This window comes from uncultured Sphingomonas sp., assembly GCF_913777625.1.
In the GTDB taxonomy this organism is placed as follows: domain Bacteria; phylum Pseudomonadota; class Alphaproteobacteria; order Sphingomonadales; family Sphingomonadaceae; genus Sphingomonas.
Map to the genome: position 1 here is coordinate 56,700 of NZ_CAJYTI010000027.1, position 18,534 is coordinate 75,233.

At 68.2% G+C, this 18,534-nt stretch carries 9 protein-coding genes; 3 read left to right on the top strand and 6 right to left on the bottom strand.

What is annotated here, in order from left to right; all coding sequences use genetic code 11:
- Nucleotides 1-13: 13 nt before the first annotated feature.
- The 6 genes from QZ814_RS14385 to QZ814_RS14410 all read right to left on the bottom strand — a co-directional run bounded on the left by QZ814_RS14385 (nucleotide 14) and on the right by QZ814_RS14410 (nucleotide 13,168).
- A complete protein-coding gene (locus tag QZ814_RS14385) occupies nucleotides 14-1,495 on the bottom strand; it encodes a glycosyl hydrolase family 28-related protein (RefSeq protein ID WP_294333467.1) in 1,482 nt (493 codons plus the stop codon).
- 148 nt (nucleotides 1,496-1,643) lie between these two features.
- Nucleotides 1,644-2,861 carry a rhamnogalacturonan acetylesterase gene (locus tag QZ814_RS14390; protein ID WP_294333470.1) on the bottom strand — a complete coding sequence of 406 codons (1,218 nt, stop codon included), beginning with the start codon at nucleotides 2,859-2,861 and terminating at the stop codon, nucleotides 1,644-1,646.
- Nucleotides 2,862-2,873: 12 nt separating this feature from the next.
- Nucleotides 2,874-4,754 carry a rhamnogalacturonan lyase gene (locus QZ814_RS14395; RefSeq protein WP_294333614.1) on the bottom strand — a complete coding sequence of 627 codons (1,881 nt, stop codon included), beginning with the start codon at nucleotides 4,752-4,754 and terminating at the stop codon, nucleotides 2,874-2,876.
- A 70-nt stretch (nucleotides 4,755-4,824) separates the two neighbouring features.
- On the bottom strand, nucleotides 4,825-7,821 hold the full coding sequence (locus QZ814_RS14400; protein WP_294333472.1) for a TonB-dependent receptor: 2,997 nt from the start codon (nucleotides 7,819-7,821) through the stop codon (nucleotides 4,825-4,827).
- Nucleotides 7,822-8,033: 212 nt separating this feature from the next.
- Complete coding sequence (locus QZ814_RS14405; protein ID WP_294333474.1) at nucleotides 8,034-10,778, bottom strand: DUF5695 domain-containing protein; 2,745 nt, start codon at nucleotides 10,776-10,778, stop codon at nucleotides 8,034-8,036.
- 8 nt (nucleotides 10,779-10,786) lie between these two features.
- Nucleotides 10,787-13,168 (bottom strand): DPP IV N-terminal domain-containing protein, encoded by a 2,382-nt coding sequence (locus QZ814_RS14410; RefSeq protein ID WP_294333477.1) that lies wholly within the window; start codon nucleotides 13,166-13,168, stop codon nucleotides 10,787-10,789.
- Between the two features lie 250 nt (nucleotides 13,169-13,418).
- Here QZ814_RS14410 and QZ814_RS14415 point away from each other — a divergent pair, with 250 nt between their 5' ends.
- The 3 genes from QZ814_RS14415 to QZ814_RS14425 are packed head-to-tail and all read left to right on the top strand — an operon-like array spanning nucleotide 13,419 to nucleotide 18,468.
- The gene (locus tag QZ814_RS14415) at nucleotides 13,419-15,686 is read left to right on the top strand and encodes a beta-L-arabinofuranosidase domain-containing protein (RefSeq protein WP_365898735.1); all 2,268 of its coding nucleotides are present in this window, start codon (nucleotides 13,419-13,421) and stop codon (nucleotides 15,684-15,686) included.
- Nucleotides 15,683-16,726: an Ldh family oxidoreductase gene (locus QZ814_RS14420; protein ID WP_294333482.1), complete on the top strand. Its 1,044-nt coding sequence runs from the start codon at nucleotides 15,683-15,685 to the stop codon at nucleotides 16,724-16,726. Before QZ814_RS14415 ends, QZ814_RS14420 begins: the two co-directional genes overlap by 4 nt.
- Nucleotides 16,723-18,468, top strand: coding sequence for a DUF885 family protein (locus tag QZ814_RS14425; RefSeq protein ID WP_294333484.1), 1,746 nt, complete (start codon nucleotides 16,723-16,725; stop codon nucleotides 18,466-18,468). The genes QZ814_RS14420 and QZ814_RS14425 overlap by 4 nt, the downstream gene beginning before the upstream one ends.
- Nucleotides 18,469-18,534: the final 66 nt, after the last annotated feature.

The following is an 18,534-nucleotide window of genomic DNA, read 5'->3' on the forward strand; positions in this document are numbered from 1 at the left end:
CCCCTCCGCGCCACTATATGGAATTACTATGCATTATATGGTAGCGGTGCGGCGCGTCCGCGTCAAATGCGATCCGCGCATCGGCGGCGTCTTCGAGCAGCATCGGCGCACGCAGATCCATGCCGGTACGGCGCAGCGACAGGCGGGCGGCGGCGAGGCGGCGAACATGGCGCGCCCACAGCCCCCAGGCGGGGGTGGGGCCGAACATGCTCGGCTCGGGATAGGCATCGGCCAGTTCGGCCGGGGTGGGGGGCGGCGGACCCTCCACGGCACCCTCGAACTGCAGGTCGATGTCGGACAGGCGCACATCCTCGATCGGATGGCCGGGAAGGCCGGCGAGGATCGCGGCGAAGCGGGGATCGATCCCGGCGGCGTGGACCCCGTGAATGCCGATGTTGCGGATCGCACCGATGCGCGTTCCCTCCGGTCCCCGCAGGCGCGCGCCGAGGCGGAGGAACAGCGGGGCGGTGGTGACCTCGTCCATCGTCAGGTTTTCGGCCAGCACATCCTCGATCGTGCCGCCGTCGACGCTCTCGATCGCGAGACCGCGGCTGCGCTCGAAGCGGCAATTGGTGATCGAGATGCGGCGGAAATCGCCATTGCTCTCGGTGCCGAGCTTGATGCGGCCGGTCACCCTGTCGCGATCGGGGGAGACTTGCTGGGTGCGGCCCTTCGTACCGTCGAGCAGCGTGCCGAGGTCATAGCCGGAAACCGTGCAATCCTCGATGGCCACGTCCTCGCAGGAGGTGCGGCCGAGCGCGAGGCTGGTCTTGAGGACGATGGCGTCGTCGTTGGGGGTGTTGACCCGGCAGCGCGCCACCCGCGCGCGGCGGACGCCGTCGAGATCGATGCCGTCGCGGTTGCTGTCGATGGTGAGGCCGGTGCAGTGCAGATCCTCCACTTCGCTCGCCAGGATCGCGAAATGGCCGCCGCGAAAGAGGCTGAGGTCCGCGATGGTCACGCGGCGGCAGCGGGCAAGCGCGATCGCCTTGTTGCCCTGCCCGCGCATCGCGGCGGCATCCTGTTCGAGCCGGGCGACGTCGGCGGGCGTCATCGTCGCCATCGACAGCGGGCGCTCGCCGCGCTGGGCGCTCCACGGTGTACCGGGGCCGTTGCGGGTGAGGCCGGCGCCGTTGATCGTCCCCTTGCCGAGGATCGCAATGTCCTCGGCATTCTCGGCCCAGATCAGGCTGTTGTGCCAGTGGCTGTGGCCGAAATCCTGGTAACGCTGGGGGCCGCGATCCTCGGGCAGGTCATAGGCCCCATCCGGGCCCGGGGTGGCGGCGAGCAGGGTGGCGCCGGCCTCGATCGCGAGGGTGACGCGGGAGGGCAGGCGCAGCGAGAAGCTGCGGTAGGTGCCCGGCGGGAGCAGGACGAGGCCGCCGCCTGCGCGGTGCGCGGTGTCGAGCGCGGCCGCGATGGCGGGGCCGTCGAGCGCCACGCCGTCGCCGCGCGCGCCGTGCGCGCGGACGTCGAGAACGAGGCCGGTGCGCATCAGATCCTCCCCGGCACGGGGAGGGGGACCGCGCCGAAGGCGTGGTGGAGGGGGATCTCCACAAGGGAATCGTGTGGGGAGGCCCCCCTCCACCATGCTGCGCATGGTCCCCCTCCCCGTGCCGGGGAGGATCTTTGTGCCGATTCCATCAGCTGCCCGCCGGACGTTCGCTGCTGGCGGCGAGGCTCGGCGCCAGTGCCAGGCTGTCGATCGCCGGAGGATGCGCAGGATCGAAGCGGCGGGCGTCGGGGTAAAGGTGCGCGCCCAGCTCGGGAATCGCCTCGGCCAGCCCTGCCGCCACCGCCCGAGCCAGCAGCCAGGCGCCATCATTGTTGTGGTGCGTCTTGTCGCGGCCGCCGTCGTTGAACAGTCTTGCCGCCTCGGTCGGACCATAAGCTTCGTAGAGCGCGATCGTCGCCGTCTGAAGATCGACCAGCGGCACCTTCTCCTCCCGTGCGACCGTGCGCATCGCTTCGGCATAGTCGGCGAGCGTGTGGCGGACGCGGCCGGCATCGAAATTGCGCCGCTCGGGGGAGGTGACCAGCACCGGCGTGCCGCCGCGACGGCGGACCTCGGCGATATAGGTGCGCAGCCACGCCGGATAGGTCACGGCGGGGTCGGCATAGGTCTGCGGCCAGTCGGCCTTCTGGTCGTTATGGCCGAACTGGATCAGCACCCAGTCGCCCGGCTTCACCTGCGACAACAGCTTGTCGAAGCGAAGCTCGGTGACGAAGGACTTGAGCGTCTCGCCCGATTCCGCATGGTTGGCGACCGCGATGTCGGGCTGGAACAGCGCCGGCAGCATCTGGCCCCAGCTGGCGGCGGGTTCGGCGCGCTGATCCGTCACCGTGGAGTCCCCCGCAAGGAAGACCGTCGGCACCGTCACCGGCTCGATGCTGACGCGCTGCACGCGCGGATCGCCGAGGAATTCGAGGGTGAGCTTGTCGTCCCATGTATAGCTGCCCGCCTCGCGCGACTTGAGCCGCACGGCCGTGCCGCCGGGGGCATTGACCGGCGGCGCGGTGAGCGTGGCCGTGCGCACATTGACGACGAAGCTGGCGGTGACGAACTGCCCCGGCGCGGTGGTGATCGCGCGCAGCATCAGCCGGCGCGATTCCGCTTTCACCGTGGTGCGGGAGGCCACGCGGGCATCGCCCAGGCGCACCGTCACCCGGTAATTGCCCTCGGGCACAGCTACCGAGAAGAGCCGCTCGCGCGCCTTGCCCCCCGGCTCATAGCCGAAGCCGCCCGGCTGGTAGGGCGTGCCCTCGGCCACCGCGACGCTGCCGGGCTGCGCCGGTGCACCGGGCGCGAGATCGAAGGTCTGCGGACCGGTCACCATCGCGAGCATCGCCAGCATCCACATCGCGTCAACGGCCTATTTGTGGGTGGCAAGATCGAAGGAGAGGTGCGGCGGCTGGTTGTACGCCGTGTTCTGCCAGGCGATGCCCAGCCGATAGACCGGATCGTGCATCAGCGTCGGCAGCCGGATCGCGGTGGGCCAGGGCGTCGCGTAGATGCGCAGCTCGCGGCTGTCGGTGCTCGGCAGCACCAGCTCCTCGCGCCAGTCGCCGAGGATGTCGGCGGAGAGCGAGGGGTTGCGCTTGGTGCCGTTGTTCGAGGTCGTGCCCGGCGGATCGAGCAGCAGTTTCTCGGAGTGCGTCGTCCAGTCCCATTTGGTGATGCGGGTGCCGTCGAGCAGCTCGGCGAGCGCGTCGCCGTCCCAGTAGATGCTGAAATTGGCCGCGCGCGGATGGCCGCCGGGGATTACCTTGCCGCGCGCATCATAGAGATCGGGCGAGTTGCTCGCCCAGGCCTCCGCGCCGGGGAAGCGCGGGTCGATGTCGACGGCGATGCCGCGGCCGGTATCGCTGGTCGCGGGGGTGGACCAGAGCAGTTCGCCGGTGCGCGCATCGAGCATCGCCGCGCCGCGATTGCCGCTGCGCCGCATCTCCTCATGCACGCCGAACTTCTCGAGGCCCGGCCGCGTGGGATCGAGATCGCCGACATGCATGGTGTCGCCGTGACCGAGACCGGAGGACCACAGCCCCTTGCCATCGTCGTCGATCGCCATCGATCCGTAGATCACCTCGTCGCGGCCATCGCCGTCGACATCGGCGACCGAGAGCTGGTGGTTGCCGTTGTCGCCGTATGTCTCGTTGCCGGGCGTCGCGCTGTCGAACAGCCAGCGCTGGGTCAGCTTGCCGTCGCGCCAGTCCCAGGCGGCGAGGGTCGAGCGGGCATAATAGCCGCGGCCGAACACCAGGCTCGGCCGGTGCCCGTCGAGATAGGCGACGCCGGCCAGATAGCGCTCGGAGCGATTGCCATAGCCGTCGCCCCACAACGCCTTGAGGCCGGCTTCGGTATCGGCGCCGCGCGGGGGCGCATAGGGGGCGGTCGCCAGCGCGCGGCCGGTGCGCCCGTCGAATACGGTCAGATATTCGGGCCCGTTGAGGATCCTACCCTTGAGGTTTGCCATCTTGCGGCCATCGCCGGTGACCGTGGAGCCGGTGCGATCGGGCACCTCCACCGATGCGTCGCCGTGGCGCCAGTCCTTCGAGGGGTCGCCGATCGCCTTGCCGGTGCCGTCGATCGTGCCGTCGGCGGTCTTCATCGCGATTTCGGCGCGGCCGTCACCGTCGAGGTCGAACACCATGAACTGGGTGTAATGCGCACCCGACCGGATGTTGCGGCCGAGGTCGATCCGCCAGAGCTTCCTGCCCTCCAGCGTATAGGCGTCAATCAGCGTCTCGCCGGTATAGCCGGCAAAGGCATTGTCCTTGGCGATGCTGGGGTACCATTTGACGATCAGCTCGTAGCGGCCGTCGCCGTCGAGATCGCCGACCGAGACGTCGTTGGCGCTGTAGCTATAGGTCTCGCCCTCGGGGGTGGTGCGATCTGCCGGCTTGTCGAGCGGCACGGCGAGATAGCCCCCCGCCCAAACGCCCACGGGCGCCCCGGCCGCGCCGCCGTTCACCGCCAGCGCATAGCGCGACGCCGGCGTACCGGCCTTGTCGAGGAAGCTGGTCGGCTGGTTGACGGCGATGCGCGCGATCGGCTTGCCGTCGCGGTAGAGCGTGAAGCCGGTGGATTTGGAGTCGGTGCCGAGCAGCCGCCAGGCGACATGCACCCCGCCGTTCGCCCCCGGCACCGCGATCAGCGCGCGGTCGAGCCGCTCCACCTGTCGTCCGTTCAGCACATCGGTGGTCTGCGCCGCGAGCGGGGCGGCAAGGGCGGCGGCGAGCAGGGCGACACGCATCACGGCAACTCCTGGAAACGCAAAAATGCGGGCCGCCGGGGTGTGGCGGCGGCCCGAGGGGAGGTTCGGTCTAGAACTGGAAATTGACACCGAAGTTGAAGGTGCGCCCGATCCGCGTCTGGAACAGCGTGTCGCGGCGGACGCTGTCGATATAGAGGTTGTTGCGCTCGTCGGTGATGTTCTGCGCCTCGACGATCAGCTTGACGTGATCGTTGAGGTTGAACGAGGCGGAGGCGTCGACGAAGGTGTTGGGCGAATTGCCCTGCAGGTCGCTGCCCGGCGAGGCGGGGATCGCGCGGATATAGCGATCGCGGTAGCTCGCCGTCGCGCGGATGCTGAACTTGTTGTCCTCGTAGAACACCGTGCCGCTGGCTGTATTCTTGGACAGGCCGACCAGGTCCGCCGTGGTGGTGACGGTCGGCACGCCGTTCACGCTCGCCAGGATGTAGCGGATCTTCGAGGTGACATGGGTGTAGTTGCCCAGCACGCCGATATTCTTGAGGAAGCCCGGCAGGAAGCGCAACTGCACCTGCGCGTTGACCTCGATGCCGTTCAGCTTGCCGCCCGGCGTGTTCACCAGCTGGCCGACGGTGAAGATCTCGGTCGGCGCGGTGGCGCTGTTGTCGAGCAACGCCACCGGCAGGCCCAGCTGGTTGAACGGGATCTGGCTCGTCACCCGCTGCACGAAGGTTTTGATGTTCTTGTGGAAATAGGCGACCGAGAGGAGCGATCCCGGCTGGAAATACCATTCCGCCGCCGCATCGAACGTGTCGGCGCGGATGGGATCGAGATAGGGGTTGTTGATGTTGCCGGTGCGCGTGGTGGCGGTGATGCCGCTGGTCGGCGCGAGCTGGCCCAGGTCCGGTCGTGCCATCACCTTCGCCGCGGCGAAGCGCAGCAGCAGGTTACGCGCCGGTTCGATGACCAGGTTACCCGAGGGCAGCCAGTCGTCATAGCCGCGCACCACCTGGGCATATTGTCCGCGCAGGTTGGTCGGCGTCTGGCCGGTCGCCGCGACGCTGATATAGCCGGCGGCGAGCATGTCGGTCTTCACATAGCGCACGCCGACATCGCCGCGGACCTTGAACGGTAGCGCGAGCCCGGTGTCGAAGGTCGCCATCGCGTAGGCACTCTTCACCGATTCCCGGATGCGCGAGGCGGTCGCACCGCACTCGGTCTTGCAGAACTGGATCGCGTCATAGTTGAACACCTGCGACCATTTGTCGGCATCGATCGCCGCCCAGCTCTTGGGCGCGCCGCTGCCGAACAACTGGTCCAGTCCGCTGATCTGGGTGGTGATGCTGGCGAGGCTGGTGCCCGCCGGCAGCGCCTGGACGATCGTCTGCGACGTATAGGGCAGCGAGGTATAGGCGTTGAAGTCGGCGTTGCGATACTGGCCGCCGAACCGCAGCTTGATCGCCTCGCTCAGGCTGTAGTCGACGTTCAGCTCGCCGGTGAAATTGTCGGTCTGGTTCTTCGACGGCTTGCCCTGGAAGCTGAAGCCGCCGAGCACCGTGCCGTCCGACCGGCCGGGGGCATAGTTGAAGTTTGCCGGGTTCGACACGTCGAAGCCGAAGCCGATCAGCGGCGTGCTGCGACCATTGCGGAAGTCGATCGAGAAATTGGGCGTGTCGATCGCGTCCATGAAGGTCTGGAAGCGCTTCGGATTCCACCAGACCGACTGGTTCTTGCCGACCAGCATCTCGACCTGCAGCTTGTCGTTGAAGCGGTGCTTGAGGTGGGTGTTGACCTGGAGGAAGTCCGAAATCCAGTGGTCGACCAGGCCTTCGGAACGCACGTCGACGCCGTCGAACAGGCCGTAGAGCAGCGAGCCGTTCGAGCTGAACTGCGCATCGCGCACCGAGACCATCGGCTGGCCGTTGTTGGTGATCGAGCGGCCGAACGAGATGCCGGCGATATAGTTGTCGCGGCGCGTCACGTCGAAGCGCGAATAGATCGCGTCGACGCCGATATCGGTGTCATCGTCGGGCTTGAACTGGAGGGAGAGTGTGCCGCCGAGGCGCTCGGTATTCTGCTCCGAATTCACATAGCGCGGCAGGCGCGGCAGGAAGGCGCCGCTGCCCGGCACGTTGGGCAGATCGGCACGGCGCAGATTGGCGATGGTGTTGTAGGCGGCCGTGGTGCTGGTGCGCGGATTGCCGGTGCTGCACAGCGTGTTCGACGAGCCCTTGCTTGCGACATTGGGGCTGACGGGGGCGTAGCCGATCGGCGTGCAGAAGGGCTGGATCGGGGCGGGGCCGGTGCCGTCCGGATCATAGCCATTGGTGTTGGCCGACAGGATGTCGACGGCCGAATAGCCGACCTCGCGGATATGGCGCTTCTGATAGGCGAAGCTGGCGAGCACGCCGAAGCGGCCATCGGCAAACTTCTTGGCGACCAGCAGCGAGCCGCGCGGGTCGGTCTTCTTGCTGACCTCGTTGTACACGCCGCGCAGCGTGGCGGTGAGGGTGAAGTCCTTCTTGAGGTCGAGCGGCTTGGGGGCGCTCAGGTCCACCGTTGCGCCGAGCGAGCCTTCCTCGACATCGGCGGAGGTGGTCTTGCGCACCGCCAGCGCCGAGAAGATCTCGGTCGGGAAGACGTTGAAGTCGAAGCTGCGGCCGGAGTTGCCAGCCCCGTAGATATCGGACGAGCCGGTCTGCGAACTGCCCTCCATCCCGTTGATGCGCACGCGGGTGAAAGCGGCGCCCAGGCCGCGGACCGAGATGTTGCGGCCCTCGCCGCCATCGCCGCGCGACAGCGCCACGCCGGGCACGCGCTGCATCGATTCGGCGAGGTTGCTGTCCGGGAACTTGCCGATGTCCTCGGCAACGATCGAATCGACGGCGGCGGTTTCGTTGCGCTTCAGGCTCAGTGCGCTGTCCAGCGAGGCGCGGAAGCCGCGGACGACGATCTCGGCCTCTTCGGGCGGCGGCGTGGTCTGGTCTTGCGCGGGGGTGCCGGCGGTCTGCGCCAGGGCCGGTGCGGCGGCTGCGATGGCGATGGCAAGTGCGAACCCCGAGGCGCCACCCCGAACCGCGACGGCGTGCAATGCGGAACGATGCGACATCTTTCCTCTCCCTTTTCTCTGGTGCCGCGGGCGATCGGCCCGTCGGTTGCCACGGTCTTACGCCGCGATTTCCCAATATGTATTACGTAGTTCCACCATTTAGCCAAGTGGATTTTTTGCGCAGCACGAAAGTCCGCCGGCGCAACGCGACGGACGGCATGGCCAGGTGGCGCGGGAAAGGGGGCGAGCCGTGCGTCGGCTCGCCCGTCGGATCAGGGGCGGGCGGGAAGCAGCCGGACGGTACTGCTCTCCGCCTTGAGCGGGACGGCGGTGGCGCCGCGCTCAAGGGTGCCGCCGTCGACGCGGTAGCCGCGCCCGGCGGTGGTCTTTTCCAGGCGGATGCGGGCGACGGGCGTCATCGCGCTGCGCGGGTCGAGCGTCAGCGCCACCACGCCGGTCGCGGGCACGTAGCGCGCGCTGGCGATCTTGCCGGCGTCCAGCGTGATCCACAGCCCGGCCGGTGCTACGAACAGCCGGCTGCGTGCGCCGTCCCTGGGCGCAATCGTCACCGCATCCGCCGCGACGCGGACATTGCCGCCATAGCCGAGCCAGCCGAAGGTCGGATCCTGCACCAGATAGGTGGCGGCGCCGTACGCATGGGCGAAATAGCCCGAGCCATAGTCGCCGGTATAGGGATCCCATTCCATCCGGTCCGGCCAGCTGTGGAACGCCGCCGATCCGAAGCCGTCGCGATCGATGTTGGTGATGCCGCCCATCCACCCGCCATAGGCGACGCGCAGCAGGTGCAGGTCGGCGGGGTTCGCGCGGAACGCCTCGAACAGCGGCAGCGCGTTGTTGGTCGAGCCGTAATGGTGGATCTGTCGCTCGATGCGCGGATATTTGCCGCCATAGAGGAAGTCCCAATAGCGGCGGGCGTTGCCGTTATAGCCCCAGTGCGGGATCAGCGGATCATAGCCGAGGATCACCTCCACCGTCTCCGCCGCCTGTTTGGGATGGCCGAGATAGCGCATCCAGGCATAGACCTCCGGCTGGCCGGTGGAGTCCCACGCCATCTCGCTGCCGAATGGGTAGGCGAGGCTCGCCCAGTGGTCGGCGCGGGACTTCATCAACGCCTCGATCTGGGCGGCGCCGTCGGCGATGCCTTCGCGCTTGAGGTCGTCGAGGATGTCGACGAACACCTCGCCCTCCATCTGGCCGAACTGGGTGTAATAGGGCGCATCGCGCATCATCGCGACGATCGTCAGCCGGGCATGGTCGAGATACCAGCGCCAGTCGTGATGGGTGACGAGCCCTGGATGGTTGCGCGCCAGCCGGTAGAGCGTCCAGTACCCGAGCGCGACATGCGGATAGTTGAACGAGCGGCCGAGGTCGCCGGCATCCTTCTTCGACCAGCTCGTCCACGTCTTCCAGTTGAACTCGGGATCGTAATAGCCCGGCAGCGCTTCCGGGTCATAGTAGAAAAGGCTCTTCTTCACCGCGCCGATATGCGCGCCCTCGGCGACCTGCAGCTTGCCGAAGATCGTCCTGTCGACCAGCGTCTCCAGTCGTTCGATCTCGGCCGGATCGGGATTGTCGAGCTGCTTCATGATCGCCGCGATCCAGCCGCCGGCGCCGCCCTCGTCGCTCATGCCGGCGATCCAGACGCGCGGCTCCTGGGTGAGGACCTTGCCCGCCTCGCGATCGTAGCTGAGGATCGCGGGGGACCGGCCGAACGGGTCCTTCGGATCGTCGAACCACTGCTTCGTCGTGGTAAACCGGCCGAGATCGGCCATGGTCTGTTCGAGCGGCTTGGTGACGAAATACTGCACCGTCTGCGCCGTGCCGTCGGCATAGGTGATGGTGAGGCGCGCCCGGCCCCAGCCGGTGCCCCGCACCGCATAGCGCCGCCAGCCGTTCACGAGCCCCGCCGCCGTTACCGTCATCGCGCCGGCGGGGGCAACGTCCAGCCGGGCGACGGGCTGGGGATATTTCACGAAGAGGGCGGCCTCGAGGTCGGTCGGCACGACATAGCCGGGTACGCCGAGTGCCACCGGGCGCCCCTGCGCGACGAGGGTGGACTGGATGCCGCGGATCGAGGGCGCCTGCACCAGCCGCACGCCGATCGTGCGCGCTTCGCCCGGCGCGAGGGTGAAGCTGGTCGCCGGGTTCCACTGCTCGCCCGCCTTGTGCCATTCCTGTTCGACAAACCCCCTGGACGCGACCGTCCAGTCGTAAAAGCCCTCCGACACCTGGCTGCGCCGGCTCTTGTCGGTGAAGATGGCGAGGGGCTCGCCGGGGTTCTTGAGCGGCGCGTAAATTTCCAGCGGCGTCTTGCCGTCCGGCAGCACCAGCAGCGCAGGACCCTTGCCGTTCAGCCGCGTGACCTGGAGATAGCCGGCGTCGCGGCCGATATAGGGATCGACGAAGCTCGCTTGCGCGTGCGCCGTCTCGAGCGTGCGGTCCTGGATGATGTTGTCGAACACCATCGGCAGACCTAGCCCGCCCACCTCGACCGGCGTGGCCGAGCGGTTGACCAGCCGGAAACGCAGCACCGGCACCCCCGCCACGTCGGCCCAGCGGCGCTCGATGCGAAGCGGGATGCCCTCGCCCATGCTGGCGGTGATGTCGGCGGCGGCGAACACGCCCGGCGCCAGCGGCAGCGCGACGATCGGCCTGCGCGCGCGGGCCGAGGCGAAGTCCCGCCAGATGCCGCCGGGCGTGCGCAGGCGGAGGTTGATGTCGCCGATGTGGTTATAGCCGTCCCCCTGCCGCTCGGCCTCGCGGTTGCCGGGCACGAAATCGAAACCGGGCTCGGCGGCGGGGGACAGGCGGGCGAGGGTCCCGGTGTCACTGCGCAGCGCGAGCAGGAAGGCCCCTACCTTGACCGGCGTGGTGCGGATCGGCGGGTAGACCGGCGTGGCGGCCTGCTTGTCCTGCGCGAACAGCGGCGCGGCGAAGGGCAGGCTGCTCACCCCGGCGAGGGCGGCGGCGGCGAGGATCAGGCGGGGAGTTCGCATCGGGAAACTCATTTCTCGGGGTGCAGCAGCGGCAGTTCGTCGTGCCACGCCGGCGTGTCGAAACGGATGTCGGCGGGCGGCGCTTCGCCGAGCAGGTGCTGCACGAAATAGTCGCGGAACTTGCGCCAGAAGAAAGGCTGGTAGACCGCATGGGTGGTGTTGGGCAGCACCACCATGTCGACATCGCGGCCTGCCCAGATCAGCGCGGTGGCGAGCTGGAAGCTCTCGGTGATCGGCACATTGTCGTCGATGTCGCCGTGGATCAGCAGCAGCTTGGCGCCGAGATTGGGCGCCGCGACCATGTTCGAGTTGCGCGCCCAGTCATTGGGGCTCGCCGCGCCCATCGTCACTTCGGGCCACCACGCCTTGTCGAGCCGCAGGTCGTGGTTGCCCGAGGAGGCGACGCCGACCTTGAAGAAGCCCGGCCGGCGGATCACGAAGCGCGCGGCATCATAGCCACCCGCCGACCCGCCGAACACGCCGACGCGCGACAGATCGAATTGCGGGTAGCGCGTCGCCATCTGGCGGATCAGCGCGATATGGTCGTCGAGCCCCACTTCGCCGAGATTCTGATAGGCGTGCATGCGGAAGGCACGCCCCCGCCGCGAGGTGCCGCGCCCGTCGATCATGACCACGATCGCGCCGAGCTGGGCGACGCTCGAGCCGGGCGCGAACACCGCGGAGGTCCAGTTCGTCGGCACCTGGGTGGTGGTGGGGCCGGTGTAGACATTGTCGATCACCGGATAGCTGCGGGCGGGATCGAACCCGACCGGGCGATAGATCATGCCCCAGATCGGCGTGGTGCCGTCCGCCGCCACACCCTGGAACGGCTCGGGCATACGATACCCGCTGGCGAGCAGTGCGGCGGGATCGGCCCGGCCCAGCTCGGCCAGGATGCGACCGTCTATCGCGCTGCGCACCACGGTGCGGGTCGGCTCGCTCGGTGTCGACATCGCGTCGACGAAGGTCTTGCCGTCGGGCGCTACCTGCACCTCGTGGTGCATCGGCTCGGGGGTCAGCAGCACCGGCTGCTCGCCGCGCGTGCTCACCCGGTAGAGCGCGGCGTAATAGGGATTGCGGTCCTTCTCGCGGCCGACGCCGGTCACCAGGATGGCGCCGGATGTCGCATCGACATGATGGATACCGATCACTTCCCAGTTCCCGCGGGTGAGCGGAATGCCGCCCTCGGGCGCGTCGGGACGGACGAGATAGAGCTGCGCCCAACCGGTGCGTTCGGAGACGAGCAGCTCGCCCCCCAGCTCGGGCGCCGGCTGCAGGAAGCTGGAGACGACCGAAACGTTGGGCGCCAGCGCCTCGCGCGCCACCACCGTCGCGGCGCCGGTTGCCGGATCGGCCTGGTAGACGGCGAGCTGCTTGTAGCCGCGCTCGGTCCACTGCGCGCGGACCTTGCCGTTCACCCAGCCCATGTCCGGGTCGTTCGGGTAGAGCAGCGACTCGCTCGGGATGTCGAGCGCCACCGGCCGCGCCTTGTGCTTGCGCAGCGCCTGCTCGACGTCGATCACCAGCCGCGTCGCCTGGGGCAGCTTCTCGGCGCCCGCCAGCGGATAGATGTAGCGGAAGGTGCGCGGGTAGATCGTTCCCGGCGGCGTCGCCTGGACGATGCCCAGCCGGATCGCGTCGCGCGTATCGAGCCGCCAGGTGACGATCCGCTTGCTGTCGGGCGACCAGCGGACCGAGACCGGCATCGTCGGGTCTTCGGTGCCCTGGGCGAGGATGTCGGCGAGCTGTGGAATGCCGCGGCCATAGGGCTGGTCGCGGGTGCCGTCCTCGGTCAGTGCGACCTCGTGCCCCGTCGCCACCTCGACAGCGAAGAGGTTGAAGTCCCGCGCGACGATGCGGAAGCGGCCGTCGGGCGACAGCGCTTCCTCGCCGTCCGGGGCGCCCTTGGCGGCGGGTGCGAGCGTGCCGTCCGCCGCCAGGGCCCAGCGTTTGCCGAACGCGCTGAACTGGAGCGTGCCGCCTTCGATCTTGGGATCCTCGATCGGCAGCGCCGCGGGCTTGAACGCGCCATTCTGCAGCTTGGCGAGGGCATCGGCGATCGTCACTTCCGGCGCGATCGTCCGCGACTGGCCCGTCGCCAGATCATAATAGGCGACCATCCGTTCGCCCTCTCGGCCGTGGCGATAGACGATGCCGGCGCTGTCGGTGGTGAAGACGGTACGCAGGCTGCGATCGACCACCAACTTGGCAAGCCCGTCGCCGAGATAGCGATCCGCCTGTGCATAGCGTGCTTCGATGCTGGGGACGGCAGGCGCCGGGGCGGTCTGCGCGAAAGCCAAGGACGTGGGGATCAGCGATATCACCGCCACCTGGGCGAGCAGGCGCGTCAGACCACCACTGGTACTACCCCGCCGATCCGATACAGTCATCCGCACGTCCCCCGATTCTGAAGAATGTAGATCAGGACAACGGACAAGGGTCAAGGATATTATACGGTATAAGATACTGGTAGAGCCGCCGGTTGTCTGCTTGACCGGGCCACCCCGTGCCCGTAGATCGTATACGATCGAATAGGGGGTCGTGATGGGGCGCACGCGGAGAGAATTGCTGGCAGGAGCGGGCGGGGCCTTGTTCGCGACGGGTGCCTTGCCTGGCGTTTCCCGCGCCGCCGGTGCCAGCTTGCCTGCAACGCTGTCGCCGCTCCCTCTCACCGCCATCCGCCTCCGCCCGTCCGACTATGCACGCGCGGTCGAGGTCAACCATCGCGCGCTGCTCCAGCTGGAGCCCGACCGGCTGCTGCACAATTTCCGCAAATATGCCGGGCTGGAGCCCAAGGGCGCGATCTATGGCGGCTGGGAAAGCGACACGATCGCGGGGCACACGCTTGGCCATTATCTGACCGCGCTGGTGCTGATGTGGCAGCAGACCGGCGATGCGGAGATCCGCCGCCGCGCCGACTATATCGTGGCGGAACTGGCCGCGGCGCAGGCGAAGCGCGGCACCGGCTATGTCGGCGCGCTCGGGCGCAAGCGGAAGGACGGGACGATCGTCGACGGTGAGGAGATCTTCCCCGAGATCATGCGCGGGGAGATCAAGTCCGGTGGGTTCGATCTCAACGGCAGCTGGTCGCCGCTCTACACGGTGCACAAGCTCTTCGCGGGGCTGCTCGACGTTCATGCCGGCTGGGGCAATCCCCAGGCGCTGCAGGTGACGCTGGGGCTGGCGAGCTATTTCGAGAAGGTGTTCGCCGCGCTGAACGACGCGCAGATGCAGCAGATGCTGGCCTGCGAATATGGCGGCCTGAACGAGAGCTTCGCCGAACTCTATGCGCGCACCCGCGATGCGCGCTGGATGGTCGTCGCCAAGCGGCTCTACGACGATCGCGTGCTGGATCCGCTGAAGGCACGCGAGGACAAGCTCGCCAATTTCCACGCCAACACCCAGGTGCCGAAGCTCATCGGGCTGGCGCGCATCCACGAACTGACCGGCGATGCCGGCGACGCCACCGCCGCGCGCGTCTTCTGGGAGCGGGTGACGGCGCACCATAGCTATGTGATCGGCGGCAATGCCGACCGCGAATATTTCTCCGCGCCCGACAGCATCGCCCAGCACATCACCGACCAGACCTGCGAGCATTGCAACACCTACAACATGCTCAAGCTGACCCGCCACCTGTTCGCCTGGCAGCCGAACGGGGCGCTGTTCGACTATTATGAGCGTGCCCACCTCAACCATGTGATGGCGGCGCAGAACCCGAAGACCGGCGGCTTCACCTATATGACCCCGCTGATGAGCGGCGCCGAGCGTCAATATTCGCAACCGAACGAGGACGCGTTCTGGTGTTGCATCGGCTCGGGGCTGGAGAGCCACGCCAAGCATGGCGAGGCGGCGTTCTGGCAGGGCGAGGGCGCGCTGCTGGTCAACCTCTATATCCCGGCCGAGATCGACTGGAAGGCGGCAGGCGCGAAGCTGGTGCTCGACACCGCCTATCCGTTCGAGGGCACGGCAACGCTCAAGGTGGAGCAGCTTGCCCGTGCCGGGCGCCTCGCGATCGCGCTGCGCGTGCCCGGCTGGGCGGAGGGCAAGGCGGTGGTGACCGTGAACGGCAAGCCCGCGGGTGCCACCCTGGATCGCGGCTACGCGATCGTCGTGCGCAGCTGGAAGAGGGGCGACGTGCTGGCGATCACCCTGCCGATGGCGTTGCGGCTGGAGGCGACGCCGGGCGACGACAACACCGTCGCGGTGCTGCGCGGACCGATGGTGCTGGCGGGGGACCTCGGCCCGACCTCGACGCCGTGGAATGCCGCCGATCCGGCGCTGGTCGGGACGGACTTGCTCGCCGCCTTCACCCCTGCGCCCGAGCCCGCGGTGTTCGAGACGCGCGGTGTCGTGCGCCCGGCAGACCTTCGCTTCGTGCCCTTCTACCGCCAGGTCGAGCGGCGCAGTGCAGTCTATTTCAAGCGCTTCAGCGAGGCGCGGTGGCGGCAGGAACAGGCCGCCTTCCTCGCCGAGCAGGCGCGGCTGCAGGACGTGGCTGCCCGCTCGGTCGACGTGATGCACCTGGGCGAGATGCAGCCCGAGCGCGACCATGACCTGCGCTCGGAGATTTCCTACCCCGTATCCTATCGCGGGCGGCAGGGGCGCGACGCGCGCTCCGGTGGCTGGTTCGACTTCACCATGAAGGTGAAGGACGGCCCGCTGCTGCTCCAGGCGACCTATTGGGGCGGCGAGCGCGACCGCAGCTTCGACATCCTGGTCGACGGCGCGAAGATCGCGACCCAGTCCCTCGACGACAAGCAGCAGCCGGGCAAGTTCTACGACGTCACCTATCCGCTGCCCGTGGCGCTGACCAAGGGCAAGAAGAGCGTGCGCGTCCGCTTCGTGCCGCACGATCGCAGCAGTGCAGGGCCCGTGTTCGGCGTCGTGCTGTTCACCGCCAAGCCGTGAGCGTAGCGACGAAGGAACCCGGCGTCCGGCTGGCGCTGGACGAGGTCCGTGCGCTTGCCCGGCGCGTGCTCCGGGTTGCCGGGCTTGCCGAGGACCACGTCGAGGCCGTCGCCGAGACGATGGTGGCGGGCGAGCGGGACGGCTGTGCCTCGCACGGCATCTACCGGCTGCTGGTCGCGGCGAACACCATCGCCAAGGGCAAGGTGGTGCGCGATGCCGTGCCGATATTGTCCGAGCCGGCCAAGGCGCTGGCGAGGGTCGAGGGTGGCGGCAGCTTCGCGCAGCTTGCCTTCGACATTGGCAAGCCGGCCTTGATCGCCAAGGCGCGGACCTATGGCATTGCTGCGCTGGCACTCAACAACGTTGTCCATTTCGCCGCGCTCTGGCCCGAGGTGGAGGCGCTGGCGGAGGAAGGGCTGGTCGCGCTCGCCTTCACCCCCAGCCATGCCTGGGTTGCCCCCGCCGGCGGCACTCGGCCGGTGTTCGGCACCAATCCGATCGCGTTCGGCTGGCCGCGCCCGGCACCGGCGCCGCCCTTCGTCTTCGACTTCGCCACCAGCATGGTCGCACGCGGCGAGATCGAGCTTCACCGGCGCGCCGGCAAGGCGGTGCCCGAGGACTGGGGCGTGGACGCCGAGGGTTGCCCCACCACTGATCCCGCCGCGATCCTCGACGGCGCGATGCGCACCTTTGGCGGCCACAAGGGCTCGGCGCTCGCCGCGATGGTGGAACTGATCGCCGGCCCCCTGATCGGCGACTGGACCAGCGCGGAATCGATCGCGGCCGATGCGGGCGCGGGCGCCTCGCCGCTGGGTGGCGAGCTGATCGTCGCGATCGACCCGGCCGGGTTCCTCGGCGATGCGGTCGCCGGGCACCTGCTCCGCGCCGAGGCGCTGTTCGATGCGATCGAAGATCAGGGTGCCCGTCTGCCCTCGGCCCGCCGCTACGCCGCCCGCGCGCGCAGCCTTGCCGAAGGGGTGTGCATCCCCGACAAGCTCTATGCCGATATTCTAGCGCTGGAAGCGAGCCTCACGTCATGAAGCCCATTCTTCTCCTCACCGTCGCCCTGCTCGCCACCGCCGCCGCGCCCGCGCCGAAGCCTGCGAGCCCCGACGCCAGGCTCAAGGCGATCATCGACAGCGAGTATAAGTGGCGGACGGAGCAGCAGGGCCCGGGCGAGGACACGCCCGCCGCCAAGGGCGGCCTGCCCGATGTCGGGCCCGCCGCGCAGGCGGCGCGGCTCGCGCGCTGGACCGCGGTGTCGCGCCAGCTCGCGGCGATCGATCCCGCCAAGCTCAGCTCCAAGGGGCGGATCGATTATCTGGTCTACAAGGGGCAGATCGACGCGCTGCTCGCCGAACAGCGCTTCCGCGATTACGAGAAGCCGCTCACCTCGGACACCAGCTTCTGGAGCGATCTCGCCGGATCGGCGCGCGACAGCTTCGTCCGCGAGGACCAGTACCGCGCCTATATCAAGACGCTGCGCGACATGCCGCGCTATTTCGACCAGAACATCGCCAATATGCGCGCCGGGCTCGCGCGCGGGTTCACGCCCCCCAAGGTGACGCTCACCGGCCGCGACATCGGCGTGGCGCAGGTCGTCGAAGCCCCGGTCGAGCAGAATCTCTATTACACGCCGTTCCAGAAATTTCCGGGCGCGATTCCGGCATCGGTCCAGGCCGAGCTGCGCCGCGAAGGGGCGGCGGCGATCCGCGAGGCGGTGATCCCGGCGCATGCCAAGCTGCTCGACTTCCTCCGCAAGGAATATATCCCCGGCGCCCGCACTGCGCTGGCGGCAACGACGCTCCCCGACGGCAAGGCCTATTACCAGTCCAAGATCCGCGAATATGTGACCCGCGACATGACCGCCGAGCAGGTCCATGCCGTGGGGGTGCGCGAAGTGGCGAAGATCCGCGCCGAGATGATGACGGTGAAGGCCGAGGCCAAGTTCGAAGGCGATCTGCCCGCCTTCCTCACCTTCCTGCGCACCGATCCGCAATTCTACGCCAAGACACCGCGCGAGTTGCTCTACCACGCCGCCTGGGCTGCCAAGCAGTTCGACGGCAAGGCCGGGCAATATTTCGGCCATCTGCCGCGCCGCCGCTTCGCGATCGTGCCGGTGCCGGACGATCTCGCGCCCTTCTACACCGGCGGGCGCGGCGGCCCGGGCGTCTATCTGGTCAACACCTATGACCTGAAGTCGCGGCCCTTCTACCAGCTCACCGCGCTGACGCTCCACGAAAGTGCGCCGGGCCATGCCTTCCAAATGCCGCTGGCCAACGAGAACAAGGCGCTGCCGCCCTTCCGCCGCGACACCTATCTGTCGGCCTATGGCGAGGGCTGGGCGCTCTATTCGGAGAAGCTGGGCGTCGAGATGGGGATGTACGAGACGCCCTATGATCACTTCGGCATGCTCAGCTACCAGATGTGGCGCGCGGCGCGGCTGGTGGTCGATACCGGCATCCACGCGATGGGCTGGACGCGCGAGCGGGCCCAGGCCTTCCTGCGCGACAACACCGCGCTCAGCAATCACGAGATCGAGACCGAGGTCGATCGTTACATCGCCTGGCCCGGTCAGGCGCTGAGCTATTACATGGGCGAGCTCGCTTTCCTCGACGCCCGCGCCCGCGCCGAAAAGGCGCTCGGCCCCAAGTTCAACATCCGCGCCTGGCACGACGCGATGCTGCAATTGGGATCGGTGCCGCTGACCGTAATCGACCAGCGCACCGACCAGTTCATCCAGGACGGCGGCAAGGGCCCGTACCCGGACGAGGAGCGGTAACGCGCGTGACGCGTCTAACTGGTGCTCCTCCACCAGCGTCATCCCGGCGAAAGCCGGGATCCATTG